16 protein-coding genes are annotated in these 20986 nt (G+C 71.3%); 7 read left to right on the top strand and 9 right to left on the bottom strand.

Features of this window, described 5'->3' with window-relative positions:
- Positions 1–48 precede the first annotated feature (48 nt).
- The 4 genes from ACZ7L4_RS21210 to ACZ7L4_RS21195 all read left to right on the top strand — a co-directional run bounded on the left by ACZ7L4_RS21210 (position 49) and on the right by ACZ7L4_RS21195 (position 4568).
- Positions 49–1050, top strand: coding sequence for a 2-oxoacid:ferredoxin oxidoreductase subunit beta (locus tag ACZ7L4_RS21210; protein ID WP_472105632.1), 1002 nt, complete (start codon positions 49–51; stop codon positions 1048–1050).
- Positions 1051–1174: 124 nt separating this feature from the next.
- Complete coding sequence (gene rarD, locus ACZ7L4_RS21205) at positions 1175–2188, top strand: EamA family transporter RarD (RefSeq protein WP_472104600.1); 1014 nt, start codon at positions 1175–1177, stop codon at positions 2186–2188.
- A complete protein-coding gene (locus tag ACZ7L4_RS21200; protein WP_472104598.1) occupies positions 2185–2634 on the top strand; it encodes a VOC family protein in 450 nt (149 codons plus the stop codon). Before rarD ends, ACZ7L4_RS21200 begins: the two co-directional genes overlap by 4 nt.
- 326 nt (positions 2635–2960) lie before the next feature.
- Positions 2961–4568, top strand: a complete 1608-nt coding sequence (locus tag ACZ7L4_RS21195; RefSeq protein WP_472104596.1) for an SLC5/6 family protein — start codon at positions 2961–2963, stop codon at positions 4566–4568.
- On the opposite strand, the gene ACZ7L4_RS21190 is transcribed toward ACZ7L4_RS21195, so the two are convergent.
- The 5 genes from ACZ7L4_RS21190 to ACZ7L4_RS21170 form a co-directional block, all read right to left on the bottom strand.
- Positions 4558–5490 (bottom strand): ABC transporter permease, encoded by a 933-nt coding sequence (locus ACZ7L4_RS21190; RefSeq protein WP_472104594.1) that lies wholly within the window; start codon positions 5488–5490, stop codon positions 4558–4560. The genes ACZ7L4_RS21195 and ACZ7L4_RS21190 overlap by 11 nt on opposite strands.
- On the bottom strand, positions 5477–6421 hold the full coding sequence (locus ACZ7L4_RS21185) for an ABC transporter ATP-binding protein (protein ID WP_472104592.1): 945 nt from the start codon (positions 6419–6421) through the stop codon (positions 5477–5479). Before ACZ7L4_RS21185 ends, ACZ7L4_RS21190 begins: the two co-directional genes overlap by 14 nt.
- Before the next feature lie 66 nt (positions 6422–6487).
- Positions 6488–7732: a LolA family protein gene (locus tag ACZ7L4_RS21180; RefSeq protein ID WP_472104590.1), complete on the bottom strand. Its 1245-nt coding sequence runs from the start codon at positions 7730–7732 to the stop codon at positions 6488–6490.
- 253 nt (positions 7733–7985) lie between these two features.
- Positions 7986–8885 (bottom strand): CHRD domain-containing protein, encoded by a 900-nt coding sequence (locus tag ACZ7L4_RS21175; protein WP_472104588.1) that lies wholly within the window; start codon positions 8883–8885, stop codon positions 7986–7988.
- 183 nt (positions 8886–9068) lie between these two features.
- On the bottom strand, positions 9069–10079 hold the full coding sequence (locus tag ACZ7L4_RS21170) for a polyprenyl synthetase family protein (protein ID WP_422474787.1): 1011 nt from the start codon (positions 10077–10079) through the stop codon (positions 9069–9071).
- 215 nt (positions 10080–10294) lie between these two features.
- Between ACZ7L4_RS21170 and ACZ7L4_RS21165 the strand changes: the two genes are divergently transcribed.
- Both ACZ7L4_RS21165 and ACZ7L4_RS21160 read left to right on the top strand, forming a co-directional pair.
- Positions 10295–11791 (top strand): peptide MFS transporter, encoded by a 1497-nt coding sequence (locus ACZ7L4_RS21165; protein WP_472104586.1) that lies wholly within the window; start codon positions 10295–10297, stop codon positions 11789–11791.
- A 9-nt stretch (positions 11792–11800) separates the two neighbouring features.
- Positions 11801–13807 (top strand): CocE/NonD family hydrolase, encoded by a 2007-nt coding sequence (locus ACZ7L4_RS21160; RefSeq protein WP_472104584.1) that lies wholly within the window; start codon positions 11801–11803, stop codon positions 13805–13807.
- A gap of 172 nt (positions 13808–13979) precedes the next feature.
- Here the strand turns inward: ACZ7L4_RS21160 and ACZ7L4_RS21155 are convergent, their stop codons facing one another.
- From ACZ7L4_RS21155 to ACZ7L4_RS21145, 3 genes are all read right to left on the bottom strand, one after another.
- Positions 13980–14783: an HAD family hydrolase gene (locus ACZ7L4_RS21155; protein WP_472104582.1), complete on the bottom strand. Its 804-nt coding sequence runs from the start codon at positions 14781–14783 to the stop codon at positions 13980–13982.
- A 167-nt stretch (positions 14784–14950) separates the two neighbouring features.
- A complete protein-coding gene (locus ACZ7L4_RS21150; protein WP_472104580.1) occupies positions 14951–16153 on the bottom strand; it encodes an FAD-dependent oxidoreductase in 1203 nt (400 codons plus the stop codon).
- 30 nt (positions 16154–16183) lie between these two features.
- A complete protein-coding gene (locus ACZ7L4_RS21145; protein WP_472105630.1) occupies positions 16184–17422 on the bottom strand; it encodes a carboxylate--amine ligase in 1239 nt (412 codons plus the stop codon).
- A 245-nt stretch (positions 17423–17667) separates the two neighbouring features.
- Between ACZ7L4_RS21145 and fahA the strand changes: the two genes are divergently transcribed.
- A complete protein-coding gene (fahA, locus tag ACZ7L4_RS21140; protein WP_472104578.1) occupies positions 17668–18954 on the top strand; it encodes a fumarylacetoacetase in 1287 nt (428 codons plus the stop codon).
- A gap of 68 nt (positions 18955–19022) precedes the next feature.
- Here fahA and recQ read toward each other — a convergent pair whose 3' ends face one another.
- Entirely contained in the window at positions 19023–20978 is a 1956-nt protein-coding gene (gene recQ, locus ACZ7L4_RS21135) for a DNA helicase RecQ (RefSeq protein ID WP_472104576.1), read from the bottom strand.
- Between the last annotated feature and the right edge of the window lie 8 nt (positions 20979–20986).

Here is a 20986-nt window from a genome sequence, read left to right as displayed (position 1 = left end):
GCGGAGACGCTTCTGTCGCTGGTCCCCAAGGCCGAGGCCAAGCAGTCCATGAAGGACTTCAAGTCCGACCAGGAAGTGCGCTGGTGCCCCGGCTGCGGCGACTACGCGGTCCTCGCCGCCGTGCAGGGCTTCATGCCCGAGCTCGGACTGGCGAAGGAGAACATCGTCTTCGTCTCCGGCATCGGCTGCTCGTCCCGCTTCCCGTACTACATGAACACGTACGGGATGCACTCCATCCACGGCCGCGCCCCGGCCATCGCCACCGGACTCGCCTCCTCCAGGCGGGACCTGAGCGTATGGGTCGTGACCGGTGACGGCGACGCGCTGTCCATCGGCGGCAACCACCTCATCCACGCGCTGCGCCGCAATGTGAACCTGAAGATCCTGCTGTTCAACAACCGGATCTACGGGCTCACCAAGGGCCAGTACTCGCCCACCTCCGAGGTCGGCAAGATCACCAAGTCGACGCCGATGGGCTCGCTCGACGCACCCTTCAACCCGGTGTCGCTCGCCATCGGCGCCGAGGCCTCCTTCGTGGCCCGCACCGTCGACTCCGACCGCAAGCACCTCACCTCGGTACTCCGGGCGGCCGCCGACCACCAGGGCACGGCGCTCGTCGAGATCTACCAGAACTGCAACATCTTCAACGACGGCGCCTTCGAGGTCCTCAAGGACAAGCAGCAGGCCGAGGAGGCGGTCATCCGCCTCGAACACGGGCAGCCGATCACCTTCGGGTCCGAGGCCTCGAAGGGCGTCGTGCGCGACCCGGCCACCGGCGACCTCAGGATCGTGCCGGTCACGGAGGACAACAAGGCGGACATCCTGGTCCACGACGCCCACGCGACGTCCCCGACCACCGCCTTCGCGCTCTCCCGGCTCGCCGACCCCGACACCCTGCACCACACCCCCATCGGCGTCCTGCGCGACGTCGTGCGCCCGGTCTACGACGTACAGATGAGCGACCAGCTCGACGCCGCGATCGAGCGGGACGGCAAGGGCGACCTCGGCGCGCTGCTGGCCGGGGGCGACACCTGGACCGTGGTGGGCTGACCCCTTCACCGGACACCGCACGGCCGTCAGGACCGTATGGCGATACGGGCATGACGGAGTGGGCCCGGCGGCGCTACCTTCGTGGTGGCCGCCGCCGGGCTGCCGTGTGTCACGAGGAGGGGTCATGCAGGACAGGGCCGGGGCGGCGCCGGGGCTGCGGGGGCAGGGGAAGAACGAGGGGCGAATCGGCCTCCTCAACGGTTTCGCGGCGTACGGGATGTGGGGCCTCGTCCCGCTGTTCTGGCCACTGCTCAAGCCCGCCGGATCGGCGGAGATCCTGGCCCACCGGATGGTGTGGTCCCTGGCCTTCGTGGGCATCGGCCTGCTCTTCATACGGAGATGGGGCTGGGCGAAGGAGCTGCTGCGCCAGCCCAAGCGGCTCGGGCTCGTCACCGTCGCCGCGGCCGTCATCACCGTCAACTGGGGCGTCTACATCTGGTCGGTGAACTCCGGCCATGTCGTCGAGGCCTCGCTCGGCTACTTCATCAACCCGCTCGTCTCGATCGCGCTCGGCGTGCTGCTCCTGAAGGAGCGGCTGCGGCCCGCGCAGTGGGCGGCCGTCGGCACCGGCCTCGCCGCCGTCCTCGTGCTCGCCATCGGATACGGGCAGCCGCCGTGGATCTCGCTCGTGCTCGCGTTCTCCTTCGGCACGTACGGGCTCGTGAAGAAGAAGGTGAACCTGAGCGGGCTCGAATCGCTCGCCGCCGAGACCGCCGTGCAGTTCCTGCCCGCGCTCGCCTATCTGCTGTGGCTCGGGGCGCAGGGCCGGTCGACGTTCGGGGCGGAGGGCGTCGGGCACGGCGTGCTGCTCGCGTCGGCCGGGCTGATCACGGCGATCCCGCTGGTCTGCTTCGGGGCGGCGGCGATCCGGGTGCCGCTGTCGACGCTGGGGCTGCTGCAGTACCTGGCGCCGGTCTTCCAGTTCCTGCTGGGCATCTGGTACTTCCACGAGGCGATGCCGCCCGAGCGGTGGGCCGGGTTCGCGCTTGTCTGGCTGGCGCTGATCCTGCTGACGTGGGACGCGCTGCGCACCGCGCGGATCAACCGGGCCCGCCTTGCCAGGGCCGAGGCGGAGGCCGCCGCCCATGTCCCGAATTCCGCACACACGGGCGAGGTTCGACCTATAACTGGTGCATGACACTGCACTGGAAGCTCGTCGTGGACGCCGCCGACCCGCACGCGCAGGCCGAGTTCTGGGGAGCCACCCTCGGCTACGAGATCGAGGACAACGCCGCGCTGATCGAGCGGCTCCTCGGCTTCGGCGCGGTGAGCGAGGCGGAGACCGTGTCGCGCTGGGGCCGCCGGGCCTTCCGCGACCTGGTCGCCGTGCGCCACCCGGACGACCCGGTGGACGCGGACACCGGCACGGGGCTCGGCCGCCGGATCCTGTTCCAGCGGGTGCCCGAGGCCAAGAGCGGCAAGAACCGGCTGCACATCGACGTGCACGCCGAGGCCGGGCAGCGGGCGGCCGAGGCCGAGCGGCTCACCGGCCTCGGCGCGCGCGTGCTGAACGAGGTCAAGGCGCAGGGCGGCGAGTGGCTGGTGATGGCCGACCCCGAGGGGAACGAGTTCTGCGTGCAGTGACCCGGCGCGGGGTCGGGTGACCCACCATTGCGAACGCGGCGCGGGGTCGGATCCCCCACCATCGCGAACGCGGCGCGGGGTCGGATCCCCCACCATTCCGACCCGGCGCGCGGTCGGTCACCAACTCTTCGCGGAATCACCCCTGTTCACCACTCTGCGCTCCTCCTAACCGTCGGTAACCTGTGTGCGACCGTCCGGGCGGTCGATGCCGATCCCGCGTCCCGCCCGCGCCTTGCCACTCGTTCTGCTCCTGGAGGAGCCTTGACCTACGGACGCCTCCTGGGCGCCTGCGCCGGACCGCGCCCGGAACACGGGGGCGGTGCGTGATGGGGGCCCTCAACGACGGACTCACCGTCTCCCTGCTGCTGTTCCTGCTCTTCATCGGCGCCTGCCTGTTCCTGTCGATGTGGGCCAGCCCCGACCTCCGCGTCGGCGACGAGTTCTTCCGCGTCGGCGAGAACAACCGGCTCGGGGCCCGCCTGATCGGGCTCGCCTACGCCGGTGACATCGCGAACGCCGCCGCGGTCATGTTCCTCGTCGGGGTCGTGGCCGTGGCCGGCGGGGACGGGATCGCCGTCGCCACGTGCGCCGCACTGTCACCGCTCCTGATGCGGCAGTGGCTGGCGAAGCGCCTCGCGGGCATCGGCGGACGGTCGTTCGGCGAGACCGTCACCCGTCATCTGCCCCCGGGACCCGGCCGCCGTGCCGCCGGCGTCGCCCTGCTCACCGCGACGGTGCCGCTGATCACCGCCCAGTTGCAGCCCATCGGCGACACGGCCCGGATGGTCGGCATCGACGACCTCGCGACCCGGCAGATCCTCATCGTGCTGATGGGCGCCCTGATCGTCGCCTGCGCGGCGATCGGCGCCACCCGGGGCGCGACCGTGCTGCAACTCGTCAAGATCGGCGGGCTGATGCTCATCGCCCCGATCCTCGCCCTCCTGGTCGTGATCAGGTTCGGCGGGGACTTCGGCGCGCTCGTCCACGCCGCCGACCAGCACCGGACCGGCTCGGTGGGCTTCCTGGAGATGGGCCAGCTCTTCGGCAACGGCCCCATCGGATTCATCGACCTCGCCGCGTTCTGCTCCTGCGTACTGACGGGCGCGGCCTTCATGCCGTACCTCATCGCGCGCTTCACCGACGCCCCGCATCCGCGCGCCGCCCGCCGCGTCGCGGGCGTGGGCTTCGCCGTCATCGCCCCGCTGTGCGCCCTGGCGGCCCTCATCGGCTTCGGCGCGGCGGCCCTCGTGCCCGAAAAGGACCTCGTGTCCCAGGGGCAGTTCGGCGGAAACATCATCACCCGCCTCGCCATCGCACTGGACGGCTCGGAGGACGGGCTCGGCAAGTGGCTGCTGTTCGGGCTCTGCACCACCTTCCTGACGGTCCTCGCGGCCGCCTCCGTCCTCCTGCTGTCCACGGCCGCCTCCGTCGTCCGCGACCTCGGCGCCGGCGGCCCTGTGGCCAAGCCGCAAGGACTCAAGGCCGACGGCACGACGAGCGTCAGCGCGGGCCGCGCCCGCCTCACCATGAGCATCGTCGGCGGGGTGAGCATCCTGCTCGCCGCCCTCACTCCCGACGTCAGCCCGATGTTCTGGCTGGTCCTGTCCTACACGGTGACCACGTCGTCGGTCCTCCCGCTCGTGATCCACTCGCTGCGCAGCGACCGTCCCATGTCCGCGGCGGCCATGAAGCGCTGCGTCTACGGGAGCACGGCGGCGATCCTGCTCGCCACCTTCTTCTCCCCGTCGGTCTCGGGAAACCCGTACGCGGTCTTCCCCGACCTGGACTGGAGCTTCTGGCCGTTCTACTCCTCGGTCCTGGTGAGCGCCCCCGTCGGCTTCCTGCTCGCCCGGCCCCGCCGCGGCGACCACCCGACCCGGGGCGCCGGCGCGGCCCAGGGCCGCAGCGAGGCCCCGGCGGGGTTCATGCGGTGATGTCCTTCGCCGTGAACCGCGCCCACGCCGCCGAGCCGAACACCGCCGCGTACAGGGCCTGCAGTTCGAGGTTCTCGACCACGTCGTCCCAGTAGACCGGCGCCCGCATCAGGTCGGCGAACGACAGCCACTGATGTGAGAAGAGGTAGGGCTGGATCCCGTGCAGCTGCGGGATCTGGTCGAGGATCTGGACGGTGATCAGCAGGCCCACGGTCGTCGCCATCGCCGCGATGCCGCTGCCGGTCAGCGTCGAGATGAAGAGCCCGACGGCGGCGATGCCGACCAGGGACGCCGCGACCACGAGCGCGATCAGGAACGCCCGCCACAGCCCCTCGCCGAAACCGATCCGGGTGCCGGAGATGGTGACCAGGTCGCCGAGCGGGAACAGCAGCGCCCCGGTGAGGAGCGCCGAGACCGCCACCACGAGCGTCGCGAGCAGGCAGAAGGCGAGCACGGTGGCGTACTTGGTCACCAGCAGACGGGTCCGGCCCGCGGGGGCGACCAGCAGATAGCGCAGCGTCCCCGCGTTCGCCTCGCCGGCCACCGCGTCGCCCGCGACGACGCCGACCGACATGGGCAGGAAGAACGGGAGCGTCGCGGCGAGCGCGGTGAACACCAGGAACAGGCCGTTGTTCGTGATCTGCGCGATGAACGCGGGTCCGCCGCCCCCGCCCGCCGCCTCGTCCCCGCTCGTCTCGATCTTCACGGCGACGCCGATCAGGACCGGCACGCCGGCGAGGACCGCGAGCAGCGCGAGGGTGCGCCAGCGGCGCAGGGTCACGGTCAGCTCGCTGCGCAGCAGGCCGAGGGTCCACAGGGGGTTCGGCCTGGGGGCCGCCGCCTTGTCCGCCGTCTCCACCGTGTCCGCCGTCTCCGCCGTCTCAGCCGTCTCAGCCGTCTCCGCCGTCTCAGCCCGCGACATCGAAGCCCTCCCCCGTCAGCGCGACGAACGCGTCCTCCAGCGAGGCCCGCTCGACGCCGAAGCCGCGCACGCGCACGCCCGCGGTGACCAGTGCCGTGTTGAGATCCGCCAGATCCGTCTCGGGCGGCGGTGGTTCGGCCGTGACGCGCTCGTCCTCCGTGCCGAGGACGGTCAGCCCGTGCTCCTTGAGGACGCGGGCGGCGTCGGCCGGATCCGGAGTGGTGACGGCGAGCTTTCCGCGCACGCCCGAGGCCAGTTCGGCGACCGGTCCCTGGGTGAGGAGACGGCCCTTCGCCATGACCGCGGCGTGCGAGCAGACCTGCTCGATCTCGTCGAGGAGGTGCGAGGAGAGGAAGACGGTGGTGCCGTCGGAGGCCAGCTCCCGCACCAGGGTCCTGATCTCGCGCATGCCCTGCGGGTCCAGTCCGTTCGTCGGCTCGTCCAGGACGAGCAGGCGGCGCGGTGTGAGCAGGGCGGCGGCCAGGCCGAGCCGCTGCTTCATGCCGAGCGAGTACGCCTTGGCCTTCTTGCCCGCCGCGGCCGTCAGGCCCACCCGGTCGAGCGCCTGTCCGACCCGTTCCTTGCGGGTGCGGGGATCGGCGGTCGGATCGGCGGCGTCGTAGCGCAGCAGGTTGTCCCTGCCGGTGAGGAAGCCGTACAGGGCGGGCCCCTCGATCAGCGCTCCCACCTGCGGCAGCACGGTCCGTACCGCGCGCGGCATGGAGTGGCCGAGCACCCGGGCGGACCCCGAGCTCGGCTCGATCAGGCCCATCAGCATCCGGATGGTGGTGGTCTTTCCGGAGCCGTTCGGCCCGAGGAAGCCGAAGACGGCGCCGCGCGGGACGCTCAGACTGAGCCCGTCGACGGCCAGTTGCCCGCCCCGGTACCGCTTGCTGAGCTCCCGCGTCTCGATGACCGGCTGCTCCTCCATGCCCCTCCTACGCATACGGGTGAGGGGGTGGTGCGCACCACCCCCTCACCGTGAACCACCGCTGACTCAGCCCGCGTTCGCCGCCTTCACCAGCGCGTCCTTGGTGACCGCACCTGCGTACGCCTTCCCGTCCTCGGTGACCAGGACGTTCACGAGGCGGGTCGAGTAGACGGTGCCCGAGCCGAACTCGCCCTTCACCCGGTCGCCCAGGGAGCTCAGGAACTTCTGCGCGTCGGGCGGCATCTCGGCCGAGCCCTTGCCCGCCGCCAGGCCCGCGGCCTCCTTCGGCAGCTTCAGCTCGGCGACCGAGGTCCAGCCCTTGCCGATGACGTTCAGGCCGTCGAGACCGCCGGCCTTCAGGTCCTCGGGCTTGGCGACGCCCTCGTGCCGCTGCGCCTTCTTCAGCTCGCCGGACTTCATCCCACCGGACTTCATCTCGTCCGCCTCGGTGACCTTCGTGCCCTTCGACGGCTTGAAGTCGAAGGTGGAGGCCGCCGGCTTCGCGAAGTCGACCTTGGTGAAGCCCGCGTCGACGACGGCCGCGCCGCCGCCCGCCGGGGTGAGGCTGAACTTGAGCGGCGTACCGGTCTTCGCGTCCACGGACACGGTGATCGCGCCGACCGTCGAACCGGACTGCTTCGGCTTGATCTGCAGCCGGTACGCGTCCCGGCCCGCGACCTGCGAGGTGCCGTCGACCGAGAACGACGTGGTGTCGCCGCCCGCCTTGAGGATCTCGTCCGTGAGCTCCTTGGGCGTGGCCGGAACTCCCTTCGGAGCCTTCTGCTCGTGGTCGTCGGAGCCCGCGCCCTGCTTCTGCTTCGCGTGGTACGCCTCGTCCGACTTGCTGTCGTAGGCCCACACGTCGTCGCCGTTGTGGATCACGCTGTACTCGGACGTGTCGTCGAGGACCGACAGCTTCTGCTTGTCCGGGCCGTCCGCCGCGACGCGCAGCGTGTGCGAGCCGGTGGCCAGCTCGGTCAGCTTCGACTGCGGGTCGGCCGAGGACTTGCCGCCCTCGTGCTCCCCGCCGCCCATGAGTCCGCCGCCCGCGGCGCCGCCCACCGAGGGCAGGCCCAGGTCCGTCGAGATCTTCACGGTGCCGGAGAGCTGCTCGGTGTCCGACTTCGCGATCTTCTCGATGAGCTGACGTGCGGTGATGTCGGGAAGGTCCGGGTCGCCGGAGCTGGCGAGCGCCGGAACGAGCCCGATGGTCGCCGCGGCCACCCCCACCACGGCGACGGGGACCGCGTAGCGCACGGCCTTGCGGCGGCGCGTGCCGCTCTCGCTGTCTTCGGATGCGTACGGTGCCATCTTCTTGCCCTACCTCCGTGATCGGCGGCGGCTTACCGTCCTGTGCACTCGTCCAGTCTGCGTCCACCCCGAGCCGCCATTCTCACCCGGATTGGTCTGGAGTGGTGTACCCAATCTGACCAAACCGGCCACGAGGAAGCGTCAGACCCCGGGATCAACTCCGCGTACACCTACGGGATGACACACCACGGCGGCGCCGCCCCCGACCCGTAGGGGGCGACGCCGCCGATCGCGGTACGCGGACCTGGTGCGCTCAGCCGTTCACGAACACGTAGTCCGCCTTGTAGGGCACGCCCACGATCGCCCCGGGGTCACAGCTGCCCGAAGGGGCCACTCCGCCCACGGTGTTGAGGCGCAGGATCTCGGCGGTGCCCGCGAGCAGTCCGCGCGACTTCCCTGACTGGGTGGCCTTGAGGTCCAGTTCGGCGATGTTGTCCGCACCGTTCGGCGTACGGGAGACGACCGCGCCGGTCACGGCGCTGCCGTCGGGTGCCACCCACTGCGGCACGCCGGAATCGGGCGCGGTGAACGAGTGCCGGATGTGCCCCGCGAGCACGGCGCTCACATCGCGCTGCGCGAAGGCGGCCTTGCCGGTGGCGGGGTCCACCTTGCACTCGTAGATCTGCCGGCCGCGCACGACGGACGCCTGGAAGTTGTCGAGGGCGCGGCCGAAGTCGGTCGGCTCGGTGACCCGGTGGAGCTGCCCGCGGACGGCGCCGTCGGGGAAGGCGGCCGTGTGCAGATTGGCGTAGAACGCTCCCGGGTCGCTGGTCAGCCGGTCCAGGAGCGCGGCGTCCTCGACGGTGACGGAGCCGGTGGCGCGGTGGCCCTTGGCGCCGCCGAGCACCTTGGTGAAGTCGACCCGTACGCCGCCGTTCGCGCCCTTGGCGCCCTCGTGCAGGTGCAGGGCGGTCGGCTTCCCGACGCCCCGCCACTTCACGGCGACGGACACCTGATCGCCCTTGACCTGGACGAACTCCAGGGCGGCACCGTCCTTGTCCCCGCCGCCCACTTCATTGGCCCCGTTGAGGCTGGTGGCGAGGACGACCTCGCCGGAATCCGCGGCGAAGGCCTGCGGCGCGGCGAGCCCGGTGACAGCCGCGGCACCGACGGCCGCGGCGACCGCGATCGTGCGTGTACCCAAAGTCCCCATGTTCAGTTCTCCCCCTGTCACCCCGACGCCCCCTGCGCCGGGCTTCGGGGGTGGGTACGGCCGGGCCGGGGGCAGCACTCACCCCAGAAAGGTGACCTGCGTCATACACTCAGCCCAATTCAAGCCCCGCTCTTGGACGAGAGCCCGCGGGGTCCGGGGCGGAGCCCCGAGACCGGAGGACGGTCAACCCGCCCGATGCACCACCGCGTCACACAGCTCCACCAACGCCGCCTTCGCCTCACACTCCACCAGAGGCACGAGCGCCGCCCTCGCCTCCTCCGCGAAGCGCACCGTGTCCCGCCGAGCCTGCTCCAACGCAGGATGCGCCCGCAGCCGCGCGACCGCCTCGGCGAGCCGCTCGTCGTCCCCGAGGTCCGAGTCCAGGAGCTCGACCAGCTCCTTGTCCTCCGCGAGCCCGAGCCGCTCGGCCCGCTCCCGCAGCCGCAGGACCGGCAGCGTGGCGATGCCCTCGCGCAGGTCCGTGCCGGGCGTCTTGCCGGACTCGTGCGAGTCGGAGGCGATGTCGAGGACGTCGTCGGCCAGCTGGAAGGCGACGCCGAGCCGCTCCCCGTACTGGGTGAGGACGTCGACGACCGTCTCGTCCGCGCCGGACATCATCGCGCCGAAGCGGCAGGCCACGGCGATCAGCGAACCGGTCTTGCCGCTGAGCACGTCGAGGTAGTGGTCGACCGGGTCCCGCCCGTCGGCAGGCCCCGCCGTCTCCAGGATCTGGCCCGTGACCAGCCGCTCGAACGCCTCCGCCTGGATCCGTACGGCGTCCGGGCCGAGGTCGGCCAGTATGTGCGAGGCGCGGGCGAACAGGAAGTCACCGGTGAGCACGGCCACCGAGTTGCCCCAGCGCTGGTTGGCGCTCGGCACCCCGCGCCGCACGTCCGCCTCGTCCATCACGTCGTCGTGGTAGAGCGTCGCGAGATGCGTCAGCTCGACGACGACGGCCGAGGGCACGATGCCCGGGGCGTACGGGTCGCCGAACTGGGCCGCGAGGGTCACGAGCAGCGGCCTGAACCGCTTGCCGCCGGCCCGCACCAGGTGCTGGGCGGCCTCCGTGATGAAGGGAACCTCGCTCTTGGTGGCCTCGAGCAGTCCCTCCTCGACAGCCGTCAATCCGGCCTGGACATCGGCTTCGAGAGCCTGGTCCCGCACGCTAAGACCGAAAGTCCCGACGACGGTCACGAGTGGGTCTCCTGTCTGCTGACGATCACATGGCGAACTCGGTCGATCATTCGGTCGATGACACGGTTTGTCGATGTGTCGCTGCCATCACTCAAGTCAGCGTATCCGGTCGCGTTTCGATCACAGGTGGCGCCCGCCCGAACACCCTGGACCAGGCGGCTTCGCGACACCACCGGTATGTTCTTGATCAGCACAGACGACCTGGAGTACGCACTTTGTCCCGCACCGAGAACGACACGGGCAGCGCACCGCCCCCTGGTGACGACACGGCCTTCTTCGGCCAGCCGAGGGGCCTGCTCACCCTTTCCGGCCTGGAGGTCTGGGAACGGTTCTCGTTCCTCGGCATGCAGGCCATCCTCGTCCTGTACTTCGCCGACACCGTCGCGCACGGCGGCATGGGCATGGACCCGGGCAACGCGGCCTCGGTCTCGGCGGCGTACGGCACGCTCGTCTACCTCGTCTCGGTCGCGGGCGGCTGGCTCGCCGACCGGATCCTCGGCTCGTACCGCGCCGTCCTGTGGGGCGGCATCCTCATCGCCTGCGGACATTACTCGATGGCGGTCCCCACACCCACGATGACGTGGGTCGGGCTCGGCCTGATCAGCGCCGGTACCGGCCTGCTCAAGCCGAATGTCGCCTCGATGGTCGGCAAGCTGTACCGGACCGCCGACGAGCGCCGCGACGCCGGCTTCGCGCTCTACTACATGGGCATCAACATCGGCGCCTTCGCCGGACCGCTGATCACCGGCTGGCTCGGCGACCACAAGGGCTGGCACTGGGGCTTCTCGGCCGCCGCCATCGGCATGACGCTCGGCCTGATCCAGTACGTCGCCGGGCGCCGTCACCTGGCCGGGCGCACGGACGCCGCCGAGTACGCGCTGCCGCCCGAGGGGATGCGCAGGGCGGTGCGGCTGATGGTCGTGGGCGCGGTCGTGGTGGCCGCCGTCGCGGTCGCCCTGGCCCTCGCCGGGTGGCTGACCATGGGCCGCTTCGTCGACCTCCTCACGTACATCTCGGTGATCGCGCCGGTCGTGTACTTCGTGGTGATGTTCAAGAGCCCCCGGGTGACGGCGGAGGAGCGCGGCCGCCTCAAGCCCTACCTGGTGCTCTTCATCGCCTCGGTCGCCTTCAACTTCATCCTGTTCCAGGCGTACTCGACGATGATCCTGCTGGCCTCGACGAACGCCGAGACGACCATCCTCGGCTTCGACTTCCCGGCCGGCTGGTACGCCTCCGCGCTCGGCGCCTTCGAGGTGGCGCTCGCGCCCGTCGTGGCCGCCGTCTGGGCGCGGATGGGCCCGCGCCAGCCGCACGCCTCCAACAAGATCGCGTTCGGCGTGGTCCTGGGCGGTCTGTCGTTCCTCCTGATGGTGCTGCCGACGTCCGGGCACAGCGACGACACGTACAAGATGGCGGTCTGGTGGATCGTCGGCTCGTACCTGCTGCTCGGCCTCGGCGACATCCTCGTGGAGACGTCCGGCATGTCCGCGACGACCAAGCTCGCCCCGCAGGCCTTCGCCAGCCAGACCATGGCCCTGTGGTTCCTCTCGCTCGCACTTGCGAACGGGATCCAGGCCCAGGTCGTCAAGCTCTACGGCGAGGTCTCGAACCCCGCCTACTTCGGCGTCAACGGCGCCATCGCGGTCGCGGTCGGTATCGCCGTGATCGCTCTGGCGCCCTGGCTGCGCCGCACCATGCACCCCGTTCACTGAGGTTCTCCCATGACGACGACTCCCACCATCCGGACCGAGTTCCCCTTCGGAACGGTCCGCGAGGACATCCGCGTACCCCTGTCCGACGGGACGACGCTCTTCGCCCGCGTGTGGCGTCCGGTGACCGAGGAACCGGTGCCGGTGCTCCTCGAATACCTCCCCTACCGGCTCTCCGACTGGACGGCGCCCCGCGACTGGCAGCGCCACCCCTGGTACGCGGGCCACGGCTACGCCTCCGTGCGCGTGGACGTGCGCGGCCACGGCAACTCCGAGGGCATGCCCACCGACGAGTACTCCGAGACGGAGCTGGCCGACGGCGTCGAGGTCGTGAACTGGCTCGCGGCGCAGCCCTGGTCGTCCGGCAAGGTCGGCATGTTCGGCATCTCCTGGGGCGGCTTCAACTCGCTGCAGATCGCGGCCCTGGCCCCCGAGCCGCTGAAGGCGATCGTGACCGTCTGCTCGGCGGACGACCGCTACGACAACGACGTGCACTACATGGGCGGCTCCGTGCTCGCCGTGGACATGCACGCCTGGGCGGCGACGATGCTCGCGTTCGTGTCCCGCCCGCCGGACCCGCAGTTCGTGGGCGACGGCTGGAAGGACATGTGGACGGAGCGACTGGAGGCCGTCGACCCGTTCATCCACACGTGGCTCGACCACCAGACCCGCGACGACTACTGGCGGCACGGCAGCGTCTGCGAGGACTACTCCGCGATCAAGGCGGGCGTGCTCGCGGTCGGCGGCTGGCACGACCCGTACCGGGACACGGTGCTGCGCCTCGCCGAGCACCTCCCGGACGGGCAGATGCGCGGCATCATCGGCCCCTGGTCGCACCAGTACCCGGACCGCGGCCTGCCGCCGGGCCCGGCCATCGGCTTCCTCCAGGAGACGCTGCGCTGGTGGGACCACTGGCTCAAGGGCGCCGACACGGGCGTGATGGCGGAGCCGAAGCTGCGCTCCTGGATCAGCGACTCGCACCCTCCGGCGACCGTGTACCCGCAGCTGCCGGGCCGCTGGGTCGGCGACCCGTCGTGGCCGTCGCCGAACGTCGCTCCCGTCTCGTACGCGCTCCAGGGCCCGCCGCAGATCGTGCGCTCCCCGCAGCACACGGGCCTCGACGCGGGCCGCTTCTTCCCGTTCGGGAACGACGCGGACCTGCCGCCCGACCAGCGCGAGGAGGACGCGAAGTCGGCGTGCTTCGAGTTCGAGGTGCCCGACGAGGTGCGGGTGCTCGGCAGACCGCGCGTGACGCTGCGGCTCACGTGTCCGGTGGAGCGTGGGCAGGTCGTGGCGCGGCTGTGCGACGTGGCCCCTGACGGCTCCTCGACGCTGGTGACGCGGGGCGTCCTCAACCTGTCCTCCCGGCACGGCCGTTCCGAGAACGTGCCGTGGACCCCGGACGCGACCGAGGACGTCACCTTTGAGCTGAACGGCATCGGCCACGCCTTCCCGACCGGCCACCGCATCCGGCTCGCGGTCTCGTCCGCGTACTGGCCGTGGATCTGGCCGCAGGCCGGTTCGGAGGCCGGGTTCACGCTCGACCCGGTGGGCAGCGCGCTCGAACTCCCGGTGCGGGGGCCGGCGACCGACGCGGCGATCTCCTTCGCCGAGCCGGAGCAGTCGGAGCCGCTGGGCGTCGTCTACCCGGAGACGCTGGAGGGCCCGCGGCCCGAGCGCCTCGTCGTACGGGACGTGGCCAAGGGCGAATGGCGCCTGGAGGTCGACCCGCGCTACGGCGGCACGCGCCTGTACCCGGACGGCCTGGAGTTCACCGAGGACGCGCTGGAGACGTACGTCATCGACGAGGCCGACCCGCTGTCGGCCCGCACCCGCTCCGACTGGACGATCCGCCTGCACCGCCCGGACCTGGCCTGGGACGCCCGCGTCGAAACCCGCTCCGAAATCACCTGCACGGCCACGGAGTTCCTCACGTCGAGCGAGGTGGTGTGCCGGGACGGGGACGAGGTGGTCTTCCACCGGACGTGGGAGAAGCGAATCCCGAGGACAGCAGGGTAATTTCAAACCGCCCTGCCGAGGGGGGGCTTGCTCAAGCCCCCCCCTCGGCAGGGCTTGAGCAGCCCCCCTCGGCAGGGCTTGAGCAAGCCCCTCGGCGGCGGGTGAGCAAATCAAGCCCCTGCGGCGATTGAGCAGCGGGGTCCGGGGCGGAGCCCCGAGGCGTAGGGACGGACTACCGGAAGAGGCGGTCAAGGACGACCGCCACCCCGTCCTCCTCGTTCGACGAAGTCACCTCGTCGGCGACCGCCTTGAGCTCAGGGTGCGCATTGGCCACCGCCACCCCGCACCCCGCCCACTCGAACATCGGCACATCGTTCGGCATGTCGCCGAAGGCAATCGTGTCGGCGGCCCCCGCCCCGAGCCGCTCCGCCGCGAGGCTGAGCCCGGTCGCCTTGGTCACGCCGCGCGGCTGCAGCTCCACCGTCCCGGGCCCCGACATGGTGACCGTGGCGAGCGGCCCCACCGCGGCTCTCGCCACCGCGGCCAACTCGTCGTCGGACAGCGACGGATGGCGCAGCAGCACCTTGCTGATGGGCCGCTCCCACAGCGCGGCCCGCCCCTGGACCCGTACGGCGGGCAGCGTCGGATGCGGCATGAGGTAGCCGGGCTCGATGAGCGTGAGGCCCTCCACCCCGTCCTGGTCGACGGCCGCGTACAGCTGACCGATCTCGGCCTCGATCTTCCCGATGGCCTGCTCGGCGAGTTCCCGGTCGAGGGTGAGCGACCACAGCAACCGGTCGCGCACGCCGTCGTACAACTGCGCCCCCTGCGCGCACACGGCGAGCCCGCTCCCGCCCAGCTCGTCGAGGATCGGCTTCACGCGGGGCGCGGGCCGCCCCGTCACCACGATGTGCCGGGCGCCCGCGGCGACGGCCGCCGCCAGCGCGGCGCGGGTCCGGTCGGAGACCGTGTCGTCGCCGCGCAGCAGCGTGCCGTCCAGGTCGGTGGCGATAAGTGCATATGCGGGTGCGGGCATGATCCGAAGAATACGGACCGGCCGTGCCCGGGACCCGTCGAGTACCGGCCGCCCTGGCGAGGTACGGCCGGTCACGACGGGGGTGATGTCATCTGTTCGGGTTACCTCCCCAGTCGGTCAACCGCGTTGAACCCACCGGTGGTTACCGAGGCCTCCTGGTCAATCGGTCAGCCGTGCGCCGCCGCCAGATGCCGGGCGAGCCGCGGCGAGGCGAACTCCGTGCCGCAGACGAAGCGCATGACAGGACCGTACGAGGACCCGCCCAGCATGCCCGTGAAGTACAGGCCGGGGACGGACGACACATAGCCGGCGCCGAGCCGCGGCGTGCCCCGGCTGGTGGCGAGCCGCGTGCGCAGCCCCTCCCCCAGGAACGGCATCGCCGCCAGGTCCACCCGGTACCCGGTCGCCGCGATGACGTGGTCCGCGGACAGCTGGTCGGCGCGGCCGCCGAGCGTGCGCACGCCCAGGACGGGCGCGCCCCCGGACACCGCCACCCGCTCGATCCCCGCGACGTCGCGCACCGCGACCTTGCCCTCGAACCGGTCCTTCAGCCACCACGCGCCGAGCGGCCCGAGCACCCGCCTGACCAGGAAGTGCCGCGCCTGCGGCGGGAGATGACGGTACGGGTGCGGGTAGTACGTCAGCGCGTAGAGCGACCACGCATTACCGAACGGGGTCTCCGGGCGGAACCTCGGCTGCTGCCACGGCGGCGCCCCGAAGCGCACCCGGCCCGCGCCGCGCGCGACCACCGTCACGCCCGCGCCGGCCTCCGCCGCGAGCGCCGCCGTCTCGAGCGCGGACTGGCCCGCGCCGACGACGATCAGCTCCTTGCCCGCGAACCGGGACAGATCGTGGTGCTGCGCGCTGTGCGAGACCGGGCCCGTGGGGGCGGGTCCGTCCGGCACGGCCGCTGCGAACTCCTCCGGCAGATGCTCAAGACCGGACAGGCCGGTGGCGACGACCACCGCCCGCGCCGTGAACTGCTCGCCCGAGTCCAGCTTCAGCTCGAAGCCCTCCCGGCCGCGCCGGTCCACGGAGACGACCGCCACCCGCTCAAGATCGGGCACCAGCTTCTTCTGGAACCAGTCCCCGTACGCGACGAACGTCTCGGCCGATATCAGGTCCTCGTCCGTGACGAGCCGCTTGATCCCCGCCACGTCGCAGTAGTCGACCAGGTTGTGCCCGCGCTGCGGCGCGTCGATGTTCGACGCGGACGGCACGGACTTGAGGATCATGCCTTCGGGCATGTGCGAGCGCCAGCTCACCATGGGTTCCCCGAAGACCCTGACGGGTATCCCGCGCGCCCTCAAGTGCGCCGCGGTGGACAGGCCGTAGGGGCCCGCCCCAATGACAGCTACCGGATGATTCACGAAGCCCCTCCCCAGGACGACGTCGCGTCATCAACTTCGCCTGCCGCGGCGGCCGCTCCGCCACAGCTGGTACAGATGCTTCGCCCCCGGCCGCACGAACCGGGCGAGCATCGTGAAGAACGGCCGCGGATCGTCGGCCGCCCACCACGCGAGCTCCGTCCCGCTGGCTCGGGACGGGGCGTGCGGGGTCGTATAGCCGCTGCGCCGGTACGCCAGCAGGGCCGGCAGGTCGATGTTCTCCACGACGTAACGGTGTCCCGCCCGCTGTTCCCCCTCCGGAACGGTGCGGCCGGTGAGTGCGAGGTGCATGGCGCGGACGACGTCGATCCCCGCCTCGTTCTCGAAGAGGCGGAACTGGGCGCCCATCCGCGGATTGAAGTCGAGCAGCTTGTACTGGCCGTCGCGCCGGTCGAAGCGCAGGTCGAGGTCGATGATTCCGGTGAAGCCGATCTGTTTGATGAAACGCGCGGCGACGTCCGCGAGTTCCGGATTGTCGACCACGTACGCGTTCGCCGTCATGCCCGCGTGCGGCGGCCAGGAGCGGACCTTGACCCCGGTGAACATCGCGAGCGGCGTGGAGTCCTGGTCGAAGTACGCGTGCACGATCCAGTCCTCGGCCTCCTCGCGCGGCAGATACTCCTGGAGGATCACGCCGGGCCGCTCGCCCCAGTCGAGCGCGAGGCGGCGCAGCCCCTCCGGGGTCGCGATCCTCGTCGTCCCGTTGACGGCGGGCCGCGAGCGGCGCGTGAACGCCTCCCGGTTCTTCGCCACGACCGGAAACCGGGCCTTCGCCGCGAACTCCTCGATGTCCGCCGGGCTTTCGGGAAAGGCCGCCGTCGGCGACGGGATGCCGTGCTCCACGCACAGCTCGTGCAGCCCCTGTTTGCTGGCGAGGCGGCGCGGCAACTCCCGCTCCACGCGCGGGAAGAGCAGCCCCGCGGCGGCGAGCGGGTCCTGGTGCTCGGCGATGAGGACGGCGGCCTCCTCGTCCGTCGGGATCAGCACCGCAGGCCGGCCGATCCGGCGGGCGACCCGCAGCAGCCCGTCGACGAGCCGCTCCGGCTCCTCCGTCCCCGTCGTGCGCCAGGGAAAGGCGCGGCGCAGATAGCGCGAGGCCGCGGCGGGCGTGTACCGGTCCTCGGTGATCGCGTACATCGGCACGCCGAGGCGCCCGAGACTGCGGATCGCGCCCACCCCGCCGTGGTGCAGCGGGTAGTCGCCGAACTTCACGATCAGGCCCGGGACATCACGGTCCACGGCGAACGGCACGCTTCCGGCACTGCTGACACTCCCGGCGCTCCTGGCCACGGGTCCCCCCACGTGTCCCCCCTTGGACCCGGACCTTGAATACGGGGTCCAGCCCCGTCCGTGCCCACCGGACAATGACGCTAAGCCGGAACCCACCACTCCATCAACGGGTCATTCGGACATTGCGAACTCTTTAGACACTGCCGCGAACCGCCGCCTCCCACGTAACGTGTGGCGCACCCGAATGGAAAGTGAGGCCCGCAGGCATGGCACCCGCAGCCACCTCCGAGTCCGCGTCCGAGCACACCCCGCTCGACCGTCTCGACCCACTCGACCTTCCCGAAGGCCACCCCTTCGGCCCGCACAACCTTCCGTACGGAGTCTTCTCCCTCGCCTCGTCCGAGAGCGCCGAGCGCCGCGTGGGCGTCCGGATAGGGGACCACGTCCTGGACGCGGGCGCCGCCGCCGCGGCCCTCGGCTCCCCCTACGTCTCGGTCCTGGCCCGCCCGAACCTCAACTCCCTGCTTGCGGCGGGTCGTACGACCTGGTCGGACGTGCGCCGCGCGCTGACGGCCTGGGTCACGGTCCCGGCCCACCGCGAGGTCGTCCGCCCCTTCCTGCACCCCCTGTCCTCGGTCACGCTGCACCTCCCCTTCGAGGTCGCGGACTACGTCGACTTCTACGCCTCCGAGAACCACGCCTCGAACCTCGGCCGGCTCTTCCGCCCCGACGAGGAGCCCCTCAAGCCCAACTGGAAGCACCTCCCGGTGGGTTACCACGGCCGCTCCGGCACGGTCGTCGTCTCCGGCACGGACGTGGTGCGCCCCTCGGGCCAGCGCAAGGCCCCGGCCGACCCGGCCCCGGTCTTCGGCCCCTCCGTCCGCCTCGACATCGAGACGGAGGTCGGCTACGTGGTCGGCGTCCCGTCACGACAGGGCACTCCGGTCCCGCTCTCCTCCTACCGGGACCACGTCTTCGGCATCTGCCTCCTCAACGACTGGTCGGCGCGCGACATCCAGAACTGGGAGACGGTGCCGCTCGGCCCGCACCTCGGCAAGTCGTTCGCCACGTCGATCTCCGCGTGGATCACCCCCCTTGAGGCCCTGGACGCGGCCCGCGTGGGCCCGCCGGAGCGGACGGTGCCGCTGCTCCCCTACCTGGACGACAGCGGCCCCGAGGCGGCCGCCGACCCGGCCGGCTACGACCTGCGCATCACAGTCACCCTCAACGGCCAGGTCATCTCCGAACCCCCCTTCTCCGGCATGTACTGGACGGGCGCCCAGATGCTCGCCCATATGACGGTCAACGGCGCCTCCCTGCGCACCGGCGACCTCTACGGCTCCGGCACGATCAGCGGCCCCGAGGACAACGAACGCGGCTCCCTGATCGAGATCACCTGGAACGGGCAGCAGCCACTCGACCTCCCCGACGGCAAGCGCGGCTTCCTGGAGGACGGCGACGTGGTCACCCTCTCCGCCTGGGCCCCCGGCCCGGACGGCGCGAGGGTCCAACTGGGCGAGGTCACGGGGCGGATCGTGCCGTCGGCATCGTGAGCTCATTAAGCCCCGCCGGCGATTGAGGCGCGGGGTCCGGGGCAGAGCCCCGAGACCGCAACGCCGTGCTACCAGTCAACATCCTCCGGCACCGGCTCATCCTCCGGCGGCGGCTCCTGGCCCACATAGTCGGGCCAGGGCTCGTCGTCCCGCCCCGCCCCGGAGGACCCGGTCGCCCCGGAGGACTCGCCTCTCAGGCCCGCCAGCACACCGAGGACGCCCTCGCCCCACGTCGCCAACTTCTTCTCACCGACCCCACCGATCGACCCCAACTGCGCCAGAGACGTGGGCTGTTGCTGCGCGATCTCGGCCAGCGTCGTGTTCTGGAAGATGACGTACGCCGGCACCCCGTGCTCCTTCGCCTGCGCGCCGCGCCAGGACCGCAGCGCCTCGAAGACCGGCGCCACCTCCGGCGGAAGCTCGACCGCGGGCGACTTCGCCCTGCGCTCACGGGCCGCCGCCGCACGGGGCGCCGGCTTCGGCTCCTTGCGCAGCCGCACCTCCCGCTGCCGCGCAAGGACGGAGCCGCTCTCCTCGGTGAGCACAAGCGTCCCGTACTCGCCCTCGACCGCGACTAGCCCCTGCGCCAGCAACTGCCGCACCACGCCCCGCCATTCGACCTCGGCCAGCTCCTCGCCGATCCCGAACACGGAGAGCTGGTCGTGGTCGAACTGGATGACCTTGGCGCTGCGCCTGCCCAGCAGGATGTCGATGATCTGGCCCGCGCCGAACTTCTGCCGCCGCTCCCGCTCCAGGCGCACCACCGTCGACAGGATCTTCTGCGCGGCGACCGTGCCGTCCCACGTCTCGGGCGGCGACAGGCACGTGTCGCAGTTGCCGCAGGACTCGGCGCCCTCCTGCCCGAAGTACGTGAGCAGCTGGGCCCGGCGGCACTGCGCCGTCTCGCACAGCGCCAGCATCGAGTCGAGGTGGGCGGAGGCGCGGCGCCGGAACGCCTCGTCCCCCTCCCCCATGTTGATCAGCTTCCGCTGCTGCACCACGTCCTGCAGCCCGTACGCCATCCACGCCGTCGACGGCAGTCCGTCACGCCCGGCGCGGCCCGTCTCCTGGTAGTAGCCCTCGACGGACTTCGGCAGGTCGAGGTGGGCGACGAACCGTACGTCCGGCTTGTCGATGCCCATGCCGAACGCGATGGTCGCGCAGACGACGAGGCCCTCCTCGCGCAGAAACCGCGACTGGTGCGCCGCACGCGTCCCCGCGTCCAGGCCCGCGTGGTACGGCACCGCCTCGATCCCGTTCTTGCTGAGGAACTCGGCCGTCGCCTCCACGGACTTGCGGGACAGGCAGTAGACGATGCCCGCGTCGCCCTCGTGCTCCTGCTTGAGGAAGCTCAGGAGCTGCTTCTTCGGGTCGGCCTTGCCGACGATCCGGTACTGGATGTTGGGCCGGTCGAAGCTCGCCACGAAGTGCTTGGCGTCCGGCATGCCGAGGCGCTGGGTGATCTCCTGGTGCGTGGCGTGCGTCGCCGTCGCGGTCAGGGCGATGCGCGGCACGTCCGGCCAGTTCTGCCCGAGCACGGAGAGCGTCAGATAGTCCGGGCGGAAGTCGTGGCCCCACTGCGCCACGCAGTGCGCCTCGTCGATCGCGAAGAGGGAGATCTTGCCGCGCGACAGCAGCCCGAGCGTGGAGTCGAGGCGCAGCCGCTCCGGCGCCAGATAGAGCAGGTCGAGCTCGCCCGCGAGGAACTCCGCCTCCACCAGGCGGCGCTCCTCGAAGTCCTGCGTCGAGTTCATGAACCCGGCGCGCACGCCGAGCGCCCGCAGCGCGTCCACCTGGTCCTGCATCAGCGCGATCAGGGGCGAGACGACGATCCCCGTACCGGCTCTGACCAGCGCCGGGATCTGGTAGCAGAGCGACTTGCCGCCGCCGGTCGGCATGAGCACGACGGCGTCCCCACCGCCCACCACGTGCTCGATGATCGCTTCCTGCTCACCGCGGAAGGCGTCGTACCCGAAGACCCGGTGGAGCGTGGCTAGCGCCTCGCTCCCGGTCACCTCGCTCATACTCTGTG

This window comes from Streptomyces sp. NPDC107575 (genome assembly GCF_055657265.1).
Note: the sequence above shows the minus strand (reverse complement) of the source record. Positions and strands in the feature narration are given on the sequence as shown.

Coding starts and splice junctions, on each gene's coding strand:
- ACZ7L4_RS21210 (WP_472105632.1), top strand. CDS start 49: ATGAAGGACTTCAAGTCCGACCAGGAAGTGCGCTGGTGCCCCGGCTGC.
- rarD (WP_472104600.1), top strand. CDS start 1,175: ATGCAGGACAGGGCCGGGGCGGCGCCGGGGCTGCGGGGGCAGGGGAAG.
- ACZ7L4_RS21200 (WP_472104598.1), top strand. CDS start 2,185: ATGACACTGCACTGGAAGCTCGTCGTGGACGCCGCCGACCCGCACGCG.
- ACZ7L4_RS21195 (WP_472104596.1), top strand. CDS start 2,961: ATGGGGGCCCTCAACGACGGACTCACCGTCTCCCTGCTGCTGTTCCTG.
- ACZ7L4_RS21190 (WP_472104594.1), bottom strand. CDS start 5,490: ATGTCGCGGGCTGAGACGGCGGAGACGGCTGAGACGGCTGAGACGGCG.
- ACZ7L4_RS21185 (WP_472104592.1), bottom strand. CDS start 6,421: ATGGAGGAGCAGCCGGTCATCGAGACGCGGGAGCTCAGCAAGCGGTAC.
- ACZ7L4_RS21180 (WP_472104590.1), bottom strand. CDS start 7,732: ATGGCACCGTACGCATCCGAAGACAGCGAGAGCGGCACGCGCCGCCGC.
- ACZ7L4_RS21175 (WP_472104588.1), bottom strand. CDS start 8,885: ATGGGGACTTTGGGTACACGCACGATCGCGGTCGCCGCGGCCGTCGGT.
- ACZ7L4_RS21160 (WP_472104584.1), top strand. CDS start 11,801: ATGACGACGACTCCCACCATCCGGACCGAGTTCCCCTTCGGAACGGTC.
- ACZ7L4_RS21155 (WP_472104582.1), bottom strand. CDS start 14,783: ATGCCCGCACCCGCATATGCACTTATCGCCACCGACCTGGACGGCACG.
- fahA (WP_472104578.1), top strand. CDS start 17,668: ATGGCACCCGCAGCCACCTCCGAGTCCGCGTCCGAGCACACCCCGCTC.
- recQ (WP_472104576.1), bottom strand. CDS start 20,978: ATGAGCGAGGTGACCGGGAGCGAGGCGCTAGCCACGCTCCACCGGGTC.